This window comes from Mesorhizobium sp. M4B.F.Ca.ET.203.01.1.1 (assembly GCF_004791025.1).
Taxonomy (GTDB): Bacteria; Pseudomonadota; Alphaproteobacteria; order Rhizobiales; family Rhizobiaceae; genus Mesorhizobium; species Mesorhizobium abyssinicae.
On sequence record NZ_SRUO01000008.1, the window covers coordinates 66,933 to 81,723 of the forward strand.

The 14,791-nt window shown below is 64.4% G+C and carries 13 protein-coding genes; 8 read left to right on the forward strand and 5 right to left on the reverse strand.

The window, feature by feature from the left end:
• Nucleotides 1-20: 20 nt before the first annotated feature.
• A complete protein-coding gene (locus tag EN846_RS18735) occupies nucleotides 21-524 on the reverse strand; it encodes a hypothetical protein (RefSeq protein WP_127391872.1) in 504 nt (167 codons plus the stop codon).
• 172 nt (nucleotides 525-696) lie between these two features.
• On the opposite strand from EN846_RS18735, the gene EN846_RS18740 reads away from it, so the two are divergent.
• Nucleotides 697-1,623 (forward strand): DMT family transporter, encoded by a 927-nt coding sequence (locus tag EN846_RS18740; protein WP_127391871.1) that lies wholly within the window; start codon nucleotides 697-699, stop codon nucleotides 1,621-1,623.
• Here the strand turns inward: EN846_RS18740 and EN846_RS18745 are convergent.
• The 3 genes from EN846_RS18745 to EN846_RS18755 all read right to left on the reverse strand — a co-directional run bounded on the left by EN846_RS18745 (nucleotide 1,601) and on the right by EN846_RS18755 (nucleotide 8,282).
• Nucleotides 1,601-2,611, reverse strand: a complete 1,011-nt coding sequence (locus EN846_RS18745) for a methyltransferase (RefSeq protein WP_127311401.1) — start codon at nucleotides 2,609-2,611, stop codon at nucleotides 1,601-1,603. The genes EN846_RS18740 and EN846_RS18745 overlap by 23 nt on opposite strands.
• Nucleotides 2,612-2,652: 41 nt before the next feature.
• Nucleotides 2,653-6,177 carry a DNA polymerase III subunit alpha gene (gene dnaE / locus EN846_RS18750; protein WP_127391870.1) on the reverse strand — a complete coding sequence of 1,175 codons (3,525 nt, stop codon included), beginning with the start codon at nucleotides 6,175-6,177 and terminating at the stop codon, nucleotides 2,653-2,655.
• A 92-nt stretch (nucleotides 6,178-6,269) separates the two neighbouring features.
• On the reverse strand, nucleotides 6,270-8,282 hold the full coding sequence (locus EN846_RS18755; RefSeq protein WP_127391869.1) for an acetyl/propionyl/methylcrotonyl-CoA carboxylase subunit alpha: 2,013 nt from the start codon (nucleotides 8,280-8,282) through the stop codon (nucleotides 6,270-6,272).
• A gap of 261 nt (nucleotides 8,283-8,543) precedes the next feature.
• On the opposite strand from EN846_RS18755, the gene EN846_RS18760 reads away from it, so the two are divergent.
• The 7 genes from EN846_RS18760 (at nucleotide 8,544) to EN846_RS18790 (ending at nucleotide 13,730) form a co-directional block, all read left to right on the forward strand.
• The gene (locus EN846_RS18760; protein ID WP_127391868.1) at nucleotides 8,544-9,671 is read left to right on the forward strand and encodes an S-(hydroxymethyl)glutathione dehydrogenase/class III alcohol dehydrogenase; all 1,128 of its coding nucleotides are present in this window, start codon (nucleotides 8,544-8,546) and stop codon (nucleotides 9,669-9,671) included.
• A 63-nt stretch (nucleotides 9,672-9,734) separates the two neighbouring features.
• Nucleotides 9,735-10,304 (forward strand): S-(hydroxymethyl)glutathione synthase, encoded by a 570-nt coding sequence (gene gfa / locus EN846_RS18765; protein WP_127286468.1) that lies wholly within the window; start codon nucleotides 9,735-9,737, stop codon nucleotides 10,302-10,304.
• A gap of 64 nt (nucleotides 10,305-10,368) precedes the next feature.
• The gene (locus tag EN846_RS18770; RefSeq protein WP_127286469.1) at nucleotides 10,369-10,836 is read left to right on the forward strand and encodes a YaiI/YqxD family protein; all 468 of its coding nucleotides are present in this window, start codon (nucleotides 10,369-10,371) and stop codon (nucleotides 10,834-10,836) included.
• A 15-nt stretch (nucleotides 10,837-10,851) separates the two neighbouring features.
• Complete coding sequence (locus EN846_RS18775; protein WP_127311423.1) at nucleotides 10,852-11,532, forward strand: DUF1345 domain-containing protein; 681 nt, start codon at nucleotides 10,852-10,854, stop codon at nucleotides 11,530-11,532.
• 102 nt (nucleotides 11,533-11,634) lie between these two features.
• Nucleotides 11,635-12,513 carry a cytochrome b/b6 domain-containing protein gene (locus tag EN846_RS18780; protein ID WP_127286470.1) on the forward strand — a complete coding sequence of 293 codons (879 nt, stop codon included), beginning with the start codon at nucleotides 11,635-11,637 and terminating at the stop codon, nucleotides 12,511-12,513.
• A gap of 1 nt (nucleotide 12,514) precedes the next feature.
• Nucleotides 12,515-13,306 (forward strand): molybdopterin-binding protein, encoded by a 792-nt coding sequence (locus EN846_RS18785; RefSeq protein ID WP_127286471.1) that lies wholly within the window; start codon nucleotides 12,515-12,517, stop codon nucleotides 13,304-13,306.
• Nucleotides 13,278-13,730 (forward strand): GNAT family N-acetyltransferase, encoded by a 453-nt coding sequence (locus EN846_RS18790; RefSeq protein WP_127391867.1) that lies wholly within the window; start codon nucleotides 13,278-13,280, stop codon nucleotides 13,728-13,730. The genes EN846_RS18785 and EN846_RS18790 overlap by 29 nt, the downstream gene beginning before the upstream one ends.
• On the opposite strand, the gene EN846_RS18795 is transcribed toward EN846_RS18790, so the two are convergent.
• Entirely contained in the window at nucleotides 13,727-14,728 is a 1,002-nt protein-coding gene (locus EN846_RS18795; protein ID WP_128346878.1) for a hypothetical protein, read from the reverse strand. The genes EN846_RS18790 and EN846_RS18795 overlap by 4 nt on opposite strands.
• Between the last annotated feature and the right edge of the window lie 63 nt (nucleotides 14,729-14,791).

Here is a 14,791-nt window from a genome sequence, read left to right on the forward strand (position 1 = left end):
TCGAATCCGGCTTCCGCCACTCACGTGCGTTTGAGATCGATCCGGCTTGTCACCACCGTCTTGCCGGTTTTCGGATCGGCGTCTGTCACGGTGAGCCGCATGCCGTCCCCGCTGGTCTTCTCGACGGTTAGCCGCGCTGTCCGGTCGCCATTCACCTCTTTGGCCCATCGGATTGCGAGGCTGAGCGCATTGCCCGACCGCTTGCCATTCAACTGCGCCGGCCCGGTACGGGAGCCGACATAAACGCCGGTATAGCCTTTGCCGTTGGATTTCAAATCCGCGCTGATCGCCCGCGTCACCAGCACGAGACCTCGGCAATTGCCGTCGAGCGACAGCGAAGTCGACGTCGCGCCGGAATTGAAGGTGCAGGAGACGTTCACCGTCGGCGCATTGGTGGTCACCTTGACGGTGCCGTTGCCGGCGAAACTGCCCTGGAACGAGCGCAGGAAATCGGCATCGTCGGCATGCGCGGGGCTCACGGCGGTCAGGCCGCCGGCGAGCAGAAGCAGCAGCATTGATTTCATCGAAGGTCTCCCCCGGTAGAATCGGAAATGCCTAAGCGCGGATATAGGGACTCGAACGCCTGCGGCGACCCCAGGTTCCGCCTTCAACGTGACTGTTTTTTAACGAGGCTGGCCCAGTCGAATGCGCCGACTAGCGGTTGCCCTCGAAGGTCCGGCTTGCGACATAGCGCGCATGGCACCCGCTCCCTCGATCCCCAAGGCCGCGTTCTGGATGGCGCTGTCGATCGCCTCGTTCCTGGCGATGTCGGTCGCCGGCCGCGCCACGACGGCGGAGCTCAACGTCTTCCAGGTGCTGGAGCTGCGCTCGGTCATCGGCTTCCTCATCCTGCTGCCGCTGGTGATGATGAGCGGCGGCTTCGCGGCGATGCGCACCGAGCGTCCGCTCGCCCATCTTGCCCGCAACATCGTCCACTATTCCGGTCAGGCCGCCTGGCTCTACGCGCTCACCCTGATCCCGCTGGCGGTGCTGATCTCGATCGAGTTCACGACACCGATCTGGACCGCCATCCTCGCCGTCAGCTTCCTTGGCGAAAAGCTTTCGCGGCCAAGGCTGGCGGCGATCGTGCTCGGGCTGATCGGCGTGGTCATCATCGTACGGCCCGGGCTAGGCACCATGAATCTGGGGGAGCTTATCGTACTGGGCGCAGCGGTTTGCTTCGGTACCTCGGTGGTGTTGGTCAAGTCGCTGACCCGCACCGACAGCGTCGTCAGCATCATCTTCTGGATGCTCATCATCCAGTCCGTGCTCGGCCTGGCTCCGGCGCTCTACGAATGGCGCAACCCGCCGCTCGAGCTCTGGCCGTGGATCGTGGTGATCGCCTTCACCGGCATGTCGTCGCATTTCTGCATGGCCCGCGCCCTTACCCATGCCGACGCCACACTCATCTCGCCTATGGATTTCCTGCGCGTGCCGCTGTCGGCGTTGATCGGATGGCTGCTCTACCACGAGCAGATCGATGTCTTCACCGCCGGCGGCGCACTGCTGATCCTGACGGGCAACCTGCTCAACCTGAAAAGGCACCGCAGCCGGCCGAGATCGCCGCTTCATAGCGGCGCTGCGCGCCACCTCCGCGACATCAGACCGGCCTCGCCTCGATAACGCTGATGCGTGGCCCCGCTTCGATGATATCGGCGACCTCGAAGCCGCCCTTTGCCAGCAGCGACCGAAACTCTTCGGCCGTGCGCTCCTCGCCGCCGGGCGCGACCAGCATGTTGAGGTCGGCGAATTTGGCCGTCGCCCCTTCATTGGGCGGCGCGAGCACGGCCTCGAACACCAGCAGCTTCCCGTCCGCGCGCATGGCCTTGCGGCAATTTTTCAGGATCGAGATGTTGGTCTCGTCGTCCCAGTCATGCAGGATCCATTTGAGCAGCAGCGCGTCCGCCGCTGAGGGCAGCGCCGCGAGGAAATCACCACCTACGATGTCGCAACGTTCGGCCACGCCTTTCTCGGCCATCACCCGGCCGGCCGCAGCCACCACATGCGGCTGGTCGAACAGAATGCCGCGGCTGCGGGGATTGGCGGCGAGGATTTCGGCGAGCAGCGCACCTTGCCCGCCGCCGACATCCATGATGACCGGGAAGCGCGAGAAATCATAGGCCGCAAGGATCGCCGCCGCGACGCCGCGCGAGTTCGCCGCCATCGCAAGATCGAAAATGCCGGATTCCTCGGGGTGTTCGGCCCGGTATTCCCAGACGCCCTTGCCATGCGCGTGGCGGAACGCATTCCTGCCGCACTGGATGCTGTAGAGCAAATCGCTCCACGCCTGCCGATAGTAAGGCCGACCGACAAACGCCGCCCAGGGCGCTGCTGAATGCTCGGCGTCGGAGCGCAAGGCGCCGCCGAGCGGCGTCAGCGAGAACTGCCCGTCTTCCGCCTCGTGAAATATGCCGGCCGCCGCGAGCGCGCGCAGCAAGCGGTAGAGCGCGCGCGGATGGGTGCCGGTCAGGCTCGCGAGATCGACGGCCGAGCGCTTGCCATCCTTGATGTGGTCGGCGATGCCGAGCATCGCCGCGACCGAGATCGCTTGCGACACCCGGTACTCATTGACCATGCGTATCACTTCGAAAGCGGCTGTTCGCGGGTCCATGCCTCCCCCCATCCGCAGGCTTGGAGATGGTACCGCTTCTCCTAGATAAGTTCCACTTCCACCACGCCCTGCACCGCGCGCATGGCGGACGCGATTTGCGGCGAGACGCGGTAACGACCCAAATCGATCTCGATCTCGCCCTGCGCTTCTCCCTTGAGAAGGATGATGCTGACCTGGCTGTCGCCGCGCTGCTTGAGCTGGGCCTGAATGATCGACGATGGCCTATCGTCCCTGACAAAGATGCGTAGGGCCTTCTGGATGCGGCTGGCCTCATCCTCCAGCGACTGCACCGTCTGGATGCGCAGATTGATGCCCTCCGGCCTGTCTTCGGCCGAAACCGTGATCACCACCGAGCGGCCAGGCTCCAGCATGTCGCGAAATTGCGCCAGGCCTTCGGAGAACAGCACCGCCTCGTATTGCCCCGTCGTGTCGGAAAATTGCACCACGCCCATCTTGTTGCCGGTGCGCGTCTTTCGCTCCTGCTTGGTGGTGACCGTGCCGGCGAGTCGCCCGGCGGCGGCACCTCGCTTGACGGCGGCCGAGAACTCCGCCCAGTTCTGCACCCGCATCTTCTGCAGCGCCGCTTTGTACTCGTCCAGCGGGTGCGCCGAGAGATAGAAGCCGACCACCTGGAATTCGCGGTGCAGCCGGTCGGCCGCCAGCCACGGTTCGGTCGCCGGCAAATTGAGCGCCTGCGACTGGGCGCCGAGCGAGGCGCCGAATATGTCGGCCTGGCCGGAGACGGCATTCTGCTGCGCCAGAGAGGCCAGCCCCATCATCCGCTCGACGCCGGCCATCATGGCGGCGCGGTCATGGCCGAAGCAGTCCAGCGCGCCGGCCATGATCAGGCTTTCGAAGACGCGCTTGCCGACGATCTTCGGATCGACCCTTTCGCAGAAGTCGGCCAGGCTCTTGAATGGTTTTTCGCCGCGCATGGCGACGATGTGCTCGACCGCCGCGTCGCCGACGCCTTTGAGCGCGGCCAGCGAATAGAAAATCTTGTTCTGGCCGACCTCGAAGGGGCGGAAGCTCGACATCACCGACGGCGCCACCACCTCGATGCCGAGCCGCAGCGCATCCTGGCGGAAATCGGCGAGCTTGTCGGTGTTGCCCATGTCGAGCGTCATCGATGCCGCGAGGAATTCGACCGGATAGTGCGCCTTGAGGTAGGCGGTCTGATAGGACACGACCGCGTAAGCCGCGGCGTGCGACTTGTTGAAGCCGTAGTCGGCGAACTTCGCCAGAAGGTCGAAAATGAAATCGGCCTGCGGCTTGCCGACGCCGCGCTCGACCGCGCCCGTGACGAAGCGCTCGCGCTGCTTGTCCATCTCGGCGCGGATCTTCTTGCCCATGGCGCGGCGCAGAAGGTCGGCTTCGCCGAGCGAATAGCCGGAAAGCTCCTGCGCGATCTGCATCACCTGTTCCTGGTAGACGATGACGCCCTGCGTCTCCTTCACCAGATGGTCGATCTTGGGATGGATCGAGGCCATCTCCTCCTCGCCATGCTTGCGGGCGTTGTAGGTCGGGATGTTCTCCATCGGGCCGGGGCGGTAGAGCGCCACCAGCGCGATGATGTCCTCGATGCAGTCCGGCCGCATGCCGATCAGCGCCTTGCGCATGCCGGCGCTTTCCACCTGGAACACGCCGACCACCTCGCCGCGCGACAGCATGGCGTAGGTATCGGGATCGTCGAGCGGGATCGTTGCGAGATCGATGTCGATGCCGCGACGGCGGATCAGCTTCACCGCCGTTTCCAGCACGGTCAGCGTCTTCAGGCCGAGGAAGTCGAACTTCACCAGCCCGGCCTGCTCGACATATTTCATGTTGAACTGGGTGACCGGCATGTCCGAGCGCGGATCGCGGTACATCGGCACCAGTTCCGACAAAGGCCGGTCGCCGATGACGATGCCGGCGGCATGCGTCGAGGCATGGCGATAAAGGCCTTCGAGCTTCTGCGCCGTATCGAGAAGCGTCTGGACGATCGGCTCCTTCTCCGCCTCCTCGGCGAAGCGCGGCTCGTTGGCGATGGCGTCCGCCAGCTTGACCGGATTAGCCGGATTCTGCGGCACCATCTTGGAGAGCTTGTCGACCTGGCCATAAGGCATCTGCAGCACGCGGCCGACGTCGCGCAGCACCGCGCGCGCCTGCAGCGTACCGAAGGTGATGATCTGCCCGACCTGGTCGCGGCCGTATTTCTGCTGGACGTAGCGGATCACCTCCTCGCGCCGGTCCTGGCAGAAGTCGATGTCGAAGTCAGGCATCGAGACGCGATCGGGATTGAGGAAGCGCTCGAACAGCAGCGAGAAGCGCAGCGGGTCGATATCGGTGATGGTCGTCGAATAGGCGACCAGCGAACCGGCGCCCGAACCGCGTCCCGGCCCGACCGGAATGCCTTGCGACTTCGCCCATTTGATGAAGTCGGCAACGATCAGGAAGTAGCCCGGGAATTTCATCTTCTCGATGATGCCGAGCTCGAAATCGAGCCGCTCGCGATATTGCTCGACCGTATAGCCCGGCGTCGGACCGTGCGCGGCCAGCCGCGCCTCCAGCCCCTCGCGCGCCTGGCGGGCGAGCTCGGCCGCCTCCGCCTTCTCCGCCGCATCCTTGTCGGCGATATCGCCGCCGGTGAAGCGCGGCAGGATCGGGCTGCGGTTCTTCGGATAGTAGGAACAGCGCAGCGCGATCTCGACCGTGTTGTCGATTGCTTCCGGCAGGTCGCAGAACAGCTTCGCCATCTCCGCCTGGCTGCGCAGGAAATTGTCCGGCGAGAGCCGCCGGCGATTGTCGGCGGCGACCACCGAACCCTCGGCGATGGCGACCAGCGCGTCATGCGCCTCATAGTCGTCGCGCCTGGAAAAGAACGCCTCGTTGGTGGCGACTAGTGGCAGATCGTGGCTGTAGGCAAGGTCGACCGTCGATTTCTCGATCATGCGGTCGTAGCCCTGGACCCGCTCCAGCTCGACGTAGAGCCGATCGCCGAACATCGCCTTCAGCGTCAGCAGCCGCTGCTCGGCGAGGTCGCGGCGGTCCTCCTTCAAGGCGCGGCCGATCGGACCGCGCGGACCGCCGGTCAGGCAGATCAAGCCGTCGGATTGTCCCTCGAGCATCGCGCTGGTCAGGTGCACCGGCTCGCCGGGCGGCGTTTCCAGATAGACCCGGCTGATCAGCCTGACCAGATTGGCGTAGCCGGCCTCGGTGGCGGCGATCAGCACGACGGCGTGCATCTCCGGCCCCTGGCGGCGGCGGTCGCGCTGGCCATCGCCCGCCTCGCCGGAAAAGGCGAGATCGATCTGGCAGCCGAGGATCGGCTGGATGCCGTCCTTCACCGCCTTCTGCGCGAATTCCAGCGCCCCGAACAGATTGTTGGTGTCGGTGACGGCGATCGCCGGGCACTCGTCCTTGACCGCATGGCCGACGATGGCGCCGAGCTGCAAGGCGCCTTCGAGCAGCGAATAGGCAGAGTGCACGCGCAGATGGATGAACGGCCGCGCCGGCGTTTCCGGACGCGCTTCCTTTACCGCTGCTTCGCGCAGCAACGGGTCGCGTGGAAGTCGTTCATCCGCCATGGGGCTCGCGTCGCTCGAAAGGACTCAACAATCAGTGCAGATGTATTGTCCGGGAGCGCGGGATGCGAGTCCAGCGATCTCCTGTGCACAGGTCAGGCGAATTCCATGATCACCGCATCGACGGTGAGACTGTCGCCCGGTTTTGCGTTGAGCCTGGACACGGTGAGGTCGCGTTCGGCGCGCAGCACGTTCTCCATCTTCATCGCCTCGACCACGGCCAGCGTCTCGCCGGCCTTGACTTCCTGTCCCTCGGCGACGGCGATCGATACGACGAGGCCCGGCATCGGGCAAAGCAGCATCTTCGACGTATCCGGCGGCAGCTTTTCCGGCATCAACCTTTCGAGCTCGGCGGTGCGCGGCAGCATGGCCTGGGCCGTCACCGACATGCCTTTCCAGGCGATGCGCAAGCCGTTCAGCGCCGGGCGCACCTGTGCCGCGACCGTGTTGCTCCCGACCGTGCCGCGCCAGATGAGATCGCCCGGCCGCCAGTCGGACGCCACCGTCAGCGGCTTGCCGCCATCGATCGACAGATCGACTTCCATGGGGATCGAGACCATGCCTTCGAGAACAGCGGCCGAAAGGTAGTCGGCGCCGATCTTGACCACCCAGTCCCGCTTGAGGATGCCCGAATGCGGCGCCAGCCGTCCGCTCAGCCGGTCGAGCCGGTCGCGGCGCAGCAGTTCCATCGCCGTTGCGACCGCCGCCAGCACCGCCTTTTCTTCGGCGTCCGGCGCGATCGGCGCGAATCCGTGCGGATATTCCTCGGCGATGAAGCCGGTCGACAGTCGCCCCTCCCGCCAGCGCGGATGCTGCATCAGCGCCGCCAGGAACGGAATGTTGTGCTCGATGCCATCGACGACGAAACTGTCGAGCGCCTCCGACATGGCGTCGATCGCCTCGAGCCTGGTCGGCGCCCAGGTGCAAAGCTTGGCCACCATCGGATCGTAGAACATCGAAATCTCGGAGCCTTCGGTGACCCCGGTATCGTTGCGGATGACCACATCGCCGAACGTCCCCTCCTCCGGCGGCCGATAGCGCGTCAGCCGGCCGATCGAGGGCAGGAAATTGCGGTACGGATCCTCGGCATAGAGGCGGCTTTCCACCGCCCAGCCGTTCAGTTTCACGTCGCTCTGCTTGATGGCGAGCTTCTCGCCAGCGGCGACACGGATCATCTGCTCGACCAGATCGATGCCGGTGACGAGCTCGGTCACCGGGTGCTCGACCTGCAATCGCGTATTCATTTCAAGGAAATAGAAGTTCTTTTCGCTGTCGACGATGAATTCCACCGTGCCGGCGCTCTGGTAGCCGACGGCCCTGGCCAGCGCCACCGCCTGCTCGCCCATCGCCTTTCGGGTCGTGGCGTCGAGGAATGGCGACGGCGCCTCCTCGACCACCTTCTGGTTGCGCCGCTGGATCGAGCATTCGCGCTCGCCGAGATAGAGCGCAGTGCCATGCGCGTCGGCCAATACCTGGATCTCGATATGGCGCGGATCGACCACGAACTTCTCGATGAAGACTCGGTCGTCGCCGAACGAGCTTTTCGCTTCCGAGCGCGCCCGATCGAAGCCGTCGCGCACTTCCGCCTCGCCCCAGGCGATGCGCATGCCCTTGCCGCCGCCGCCGGCCGAGGCCTTGATCATCACCGGATAGCCGATCTCGCCGGCTATTCTTTCGGCATGGTCGGCGTTCTCGATGACGCCCAGCCAGCCGGGCACTGTCGACACTTTCGCCTCGTTGGCGAATTTCTTCGATTCGATCTTGTCGCCCATCGCCCTGATCGCCTTGGGCTTCGGGCCGATGAAGACGATGCCTTCCTTCTCCAGCGCCTCGCAGAAGGCGGCGCGTTCGGAAAGAAAGCCATAGCCGGGATGCACGGCCTCCGCTCCGGTCTGCTTGCAGGCGGCAAGGATCTTGTCGGCGAGCAGATAGCTTTGCGCCGCGGGCGAAGGCCCGATATGCACGGCTTCGTCAGCCATCTCGACATGCACGGCGTCGCGATCGGCGTCCGAATAGACCGCGACGGTGGCAATCCCCATCTTGCGCGCCGTCTTGATCACACGGCAGGCGATCTCGCCGCGATTGGCGATCAGGATCTTCTTGAACATTCGGGCGTCGTTCCTCCGGCGAGAAACCAGTTCTATGGACAATCCCGCCATGGCTCAAGTGGCCGGGCGACGAGCATCCGCCCTGCCCGGATTGCGAATACCGCGCCGAAAAACGTCGCAAGGAAGTTGGCCGCCGTCGCCGAACTCTGTAGAGTGGCGCGTGGCTCATTGCGGAGGGCTGGCGGGCATTTCGCTTCGCCGGGCAGGCTCAACAAGCCGGCCACATCAGAGTTTGTCTATTGCCTTGGGAGGAACTGCCTCATGAAAACGCGCGCCGCTGTTGCTGTCGCCGCCGGAAAGCCGCTGGAGATCATGGAGGTCGACCTCGAAGGGCCGCGCGACGGCGAGGTGCTGGTCGAGATCAAGGCGACCGGCATCTGCCACACCGACGAGTTCACGCTGTCGGGCGCCGATCCGGAAGGCCTGTTTCCGGCGATCCTCGGCCATGAAGGCGCCGGCATCGTCGTCGACGTCGGCAGGGGCGTGACCTCGGTCAAGAAGGGCGACCACGTCATCCCGCTCTACACGCCCGAATGCCGCCAATGCCCGTCCTGCCTCTCGCGCAAGACCAACCTCTGCACCGCGATCCGCGCCACGCAGGGGCAAGGCCTGATGCCGGACGGCTCGTCACGCTTCTCGATCGGCAAGGACAAGCTGTTCCACTATATGGGCTGCTCGACTTTCTCCAACTTCACCGTGCTGCCCGAGATCGCGCTGGCCAAGGTCAATCCCGACGCTCCGTTCGACAAGATCTGCTACATCGGCTGCGGCGTCACCACCGGCATCGGCGCGGTGATCAACACCGCCAAGGTCGAGCAAGGCGCCACCGCCGTGGTCTTCGGCCTCGGCGGCATCGGCCTCAACGTCATCCAGGGCCTGAAGCTTGCCGGCGCCGACATGATCATCGGCGTCGATCTGAACAACGACAAGAAGCCGTGGGGCGAGCGGTTCGGCATGACGCATTTCGTCAATCCGAAGGAGATCGACGGCGACATCGTGCCTTATCTGGTCAACATGACCAAGCGCGGCGCCGACCAGATCGGCGGCGCCGACTACACCTTCGACTGCACCGGCAGCACCAAGGTGATGCGCCAGGCGCTCGAGGCCTCGCATCGTGGCTGGGGCAAATCGGTCATCATCGGCGTCGCCGGCGCCGGCCAGGAGATTTCGACACGTCCGTTCCAGCTGGTCACCGGCCGCACCTGGATGGGCACCGCCTTCGGCGGCGCGCGCGGCCGCACCGACGTGCCGCGGATCGTCGACTGGTACATGGAGGGCAAGATCCAGATCGATCCGATGATCACCCATACGCTGAAGCTGGAGGACATCAACAAGGGCTTCGACCTCATGCATGAGGGCAAGTCGATCCGCAGTGTCGTGGTTTACTGAGGAAGCCGCACGCCGCCGGCCTACCGGCCAGCGACCTCTGTGGTGAAACATGGGAGGAATGGAATGCCGGAAAAACTGCATCCTAGAATCGACAATGGCCTGCCCAAGGAAAGCGCGAGCTTCTCCGGCGGCACGCTGGTCTGCGCCTGCACCAGCAAGCCGGTGAAGGTGAAGGTCAAGGGCCAGATCGCCCACAACCACGCCTGCGGCTGCACCAAATGCTGGAAGCCCGAGGGCGCGATCTTCTCCGTCGTGGCCGTTGCCGGCACCGGCGACGTCACCGTCGTGGAGAATGGCGACAAGCTGAAAGTGGTCGATCCGAGCGCGCTGATCCAGCGCCATGCCTGCACCGGCTGCGGCGTCCACATGCACGGACCGGTCGAGCGCGACCATCCGTTCAAGGGCCTGAGCTTCATCCATCCCGAGCGTTTCGAGGAGGACGGCTGGTCGCCTCCGGGCTTCACCGCCTTCGTCTCCTCGATCATCGAATCCGGTGTCGATCCGAAACGCATGGACGGTATCCGCGCCCAGCTGAAGTCGATCGGGCTCGAACCCTATGACTGCCTCAACCCCGGCCTGATGGACTACATCGCCACCTGGACGGCCAAGAAGTCCGGCGCCTTGCCGGCCTGACAAGTTCGAGAATTTCTGCCATGGGGCCGGTCAAAACCGGCCCCATGTTCGTTTTGGAGGGACGATGCCCGCACCCATCATCTACGTCGATGCCGACGCCTGCCCGGTCAAGGCGGAGGTCGAGAAGGTGGCGGAGCGCCACGGCGTCATGGTCACCTATGTCTCCAATGGCGGCCTGCGCCCATCGCGCGATCCGATGATCCGCAACGTCGTTGTATCCAAGAGCGCCGATGCCGCCGACGATTGGATCGTGGAGAATGCACTGTCCAACGACATCGTGGTGACGGCCGACATCCCGCTTGCCGCGCGCACCGTGGCGCTCGGCGCGCATGTGTTGGGCCCGACCGGCCGTCCCTTCACGCCTGAAACCATCGGCATGGCGGTGGCGATGCGCGACCTCAAGCAGCATCTGCGCGAGACTGGTGAAAGCAAAGGCTACAATGCCGGGTTCACGCCGCAGGACCGCTCGCGCTTTCTTGGCGAACTCGACCGCATCTTGCGGCGGGCGCTGAAATCCGCCACACCGGACTGATCTGGAGGCCGGGCCATGGGTGACGACGACACATCCGTCAAAACGCCGATGCATCCGCATATCCAGTTCGCTTTGTCGGCGGCCATTGGCATTGTCGCTTTGTTGCTGGCCTCGCTGCTGCGCGTGCCGCTCGCCTATTCGATCGGCGCGAATGTCTTTTTTGCCACCTACATCATTCTCGTCCTCGCCTTGATGCCGAGGCTTACCGGCCGCTATCTCAGCAAGAACGCGCGCGCTACCGATCTCCCGGTACTTGGTATCTTTGCGGTTACCCTTTTCATCGTCGGCGTCGCCACCGTTTCGCTGTTCCATCTGATCAACCAGAAGGAGGCCGCGCATCCATTCGAGCTCAGCTTCGCCATCCTGTCGATTCCGCTCGGCTGGTTCACGATCCACGCCATGGCCTCGCTCCACTACGCGCATGTCTACTGGATGAACGGCGAAGAGATCGACGTCGCCACCAAGAAGAAGGTTCCGGTCGGTGGTCTGGATTTCCCCGGCGACAAGCGTCCCGAGGGCTGGGATTTCCTCTATTTTGCGACCGTCATCGGCATGACCGCGCAGACCGCCGACACCGCCATCACCACCTCGCACATGCGCCAGGTGGTGCTCATCCATTCGATCCTGTCGTTCTTCTTCAACACGGTGATCGTCGCGGCGGCGGTGAATCTCGCCGTCAGCCTGAGCAGTCCTTGACCGCTTGCCCGTAATAAATCCGTGATCGGATGAAACATCGCTTTGGCTGGCGACGTATTGGGAGGAGAACGAAGAGCTACAAGGCCGGGAGAACGAAGGACGATGGAAACCGTTGCCAGGAGCGAGCCCGCCGCCGATGCGCAAGCCGCATCGAAGGACGCGACGCTGATCTACCGCCAGTCCCGCTGGACGCGACTGACCCACTGGCTCTGGGCGATCGCGCTGTTCTTCATGCTGCTTTCCGGCCTGCAGATATTCAACGCCCGCCCCCAGCTTTATATCGGCAAGGAATCCGGCTTCGGCTACAACAACACCATCTTCGCCATCGGCGCCGAAAACACCGACCAGGGTCCGCGCGGCTACACCGAAATCTTCGGCAAACACTTCGACACGACCGGCGTGCTCGGCTGGTCCGGACCGCCCGGACAGGAGTCGCCCCGCGCTTTCCCGTCCTGGGCGACGATCCCCTCCTACTATGATCTCGGCACCGCCCGCGTCGTTCATTTCTTCTTCGCCTGGGTGCTCTCCGCCACCTTGCTCGTCTGGCTGGTCGCCGGCCTGATCAACGGCCATGTCAGGCGCGATCTCGCCCCGCGCCTCGACGATCTCCGGCGATTGCCGCGGGACATCGTCGACCACGCGAAGCTGAAGTTCCATCACACGCGCGAATACAACACGCTGCAGAAAATGGCTTATGGCGGCGTGCTGTTCGTGCTGTTGCCGCTAATGATCATCACCGGCCTCGCCATGTCGCCGAGCATGAATTCGGTGCTGCCCTGGCTAAATGATGTGCTCGGCGGCCGGCAGACGGCGCGCACCATCCACTTCACTGTCATGGTGCTGCTCGTCGGCTTCTTCATCATCCACATGCTGATGATCCTCGCCGCCGGCCCGATCAACGAATTGCGCTCGATCATCACCGGCTGGTACCGCACCGACCCGCCGGCGCATGACGACAGCTCGTCCGAGAGGAGCGCCTGATATGGCCAAGTTTCAAATCAACCGCAGGAAATTCCTCACCTCCGCCAGTCTCGGCCTGTCCGGCATCGCGCTGTCGGGCTGCGATGCCTTCGACGGCGGGCTCGGCATCGGCGGCGGTCTGCGCAGCTTCCTCGAGAATGCCAATGGCCTGACATACCGGGCCCAGCGCCTGCTCGCCGGCCGCGACGCGCTGGCGCAGGAGTTCACCGAGGCCGATATCCGCCAGCCGCAGCGGCCGAACGGCGTCACCGCCCCCGACGACGACACCTATAAGGGCCTGCTTGCCAACAACTTCGCCGACTGGCGCCTCGAGGTCTCCGGCCTTGTCGAGAAACCGCTGTCGCTGACCCGCGAGCAGCTGCAGAATATGCCGAGCCGCACCCAGATCACTCGCCACGACTGCGTCGAGGGCTGGAGCTGCATCGCCAAATGGACCGGCACGCCGCTGTCCCTAGTTCTCGACCAGGCGGTGGTGAAACCCCAGGCCCGGTATGTGATGTTCCACTGCCTCGACACGATCGACCGCAGCCTCTCGGGCGACGTCAAATATTACGGCACCATCGACCTGATCGATGCCCGCCACCCGCAGACGATCCTCGCCTACGGCGTCAACGGCAAGCCGCTGCCGGTCGAGAACGGCGCGCCGCTGCGCGTACGCGTCGAGCGCCAGCTTGGCTACAAGATGCCGAAGTATCTCTACAAGATCGAACTGGTCGACAGCTTCGCCGCGATCGGCGGCGGCCGCGGCGGCTACTGGGAAGACAATGGCTACGACTGGTACGGCGGCATTTGATTTTCCTCGCCTGCGGGCTGAGCACGATCTTGCGCCGACCGAGCTCAACGCCATTGAGGAACGTCTCGACGGCGACAACCGGCGTCTGACAGGCCGCGACGATGATCGCGGCCTAGTCTTTCTGCTGCGGGACACAGCCGGACGCCCGATTGGCATCGCTGCGGGCCATTCCTGGGCGGGGATCGCCGAACTAAAGCTGATGTGGGTCGACGAGGCCTGTCGAGGTCTTGGCCATGGCAGTAAGCTGCTCGATGCCTTCGTAGCCGAGGCTTCCGCGAGAGGAGTTCGACGCATCTGGGTCGCAACGCACGACTTCCAGGCACCGGGTCTCTACGAGAGGGCGGGCTTCGAGCGTATGGGCGAATTCGCCGGGTGGCCCGAAGGCCATTCCAACATCATTCTCTGCAGGACGGTCGCCGCCTAGGCGACCTTATCCAGCAGCGGCTTCAGTGCCGGATGGATTTCCGGCGAGGCGTGCTTGATCAGCGTCAGCAGCGCGCGCTCGTTCTCGCTGAGCGGCCGGTTCGGGCCGATCCGCTCCGCCAGCCACTTCGCTTCGCCGGCGTCGACCGTCTCGGCGCGGCGGGCCATTGCCTCGACGGCCCGGTTCCTGGCTTCCCAATCGGCCTCGATATCGTCGGGCGAGCGGTAGGCCTCCATGATGCCGGCAAGCCCGCCGGAAACCATGCGGCCGAAGAAGCCGCCGATGTTCGGCTCGCCCGCATCGAGGAAGTTCTCCTGGCGCAGCGCCACATCCCGCGTCGGCGCTTCGTAGCCGGCCGAGCACATGACGAAGTTGGCGATCGCCTTCACGAACAGTTCGTTCCAGGACGGATCGTTGCTGGCCACCGCCGTGCTCTCGTTGATCCTGAACAGCACGTCTGCCTCGGCGCGGGTTATCGCGATATTGCCGTCGCCGCCGTAGGCGTAGAGGATGCGGCGCAACAGGTCGACTTCGGCCTTGGCCACCAATCCCGGAACCAGTTGGCCGCCCAGCATCAGCGGCCCCTTGCCGTCGACCACCGCATGCGAGACCTGCTCCAGCGCATAGGCGGAAAGCCGGCTGGGCGACGATTTGGCTTTCTCCAGCACATGCACCAGGAGCTCGAGCTCGGTCAGGCTGTCGACCATGCCGTCGCGCGAGATCGTCCGGATCAGCCAGTCGGCATTGTCCTCGGAGATATAGCCCGTCGGCTTTTCCTGGTGGACGATGTAATCGGTGACCGCCTCGACGAAGAACGCCGGCCATTCCTGGCATTTGTCGCGCGCCGTCTGGTCGAGCGCGAACAGCGCCTCGGCCTCGCCACGGCTTACCACGCCGTCACCAAATACTTCGCGGCGCAGCATCACCACGTCTTCGGCCGTGATTCGGTTCTTGGAGGTCAGCCCCGCCACCGGAGCGCTCATGATCAGTTCGCCCATTTTTGTCCCCGTCGCCGCCGGCCTTAGCCGGACCCAAAGGTCGTTTCGACCAACATACCAGCA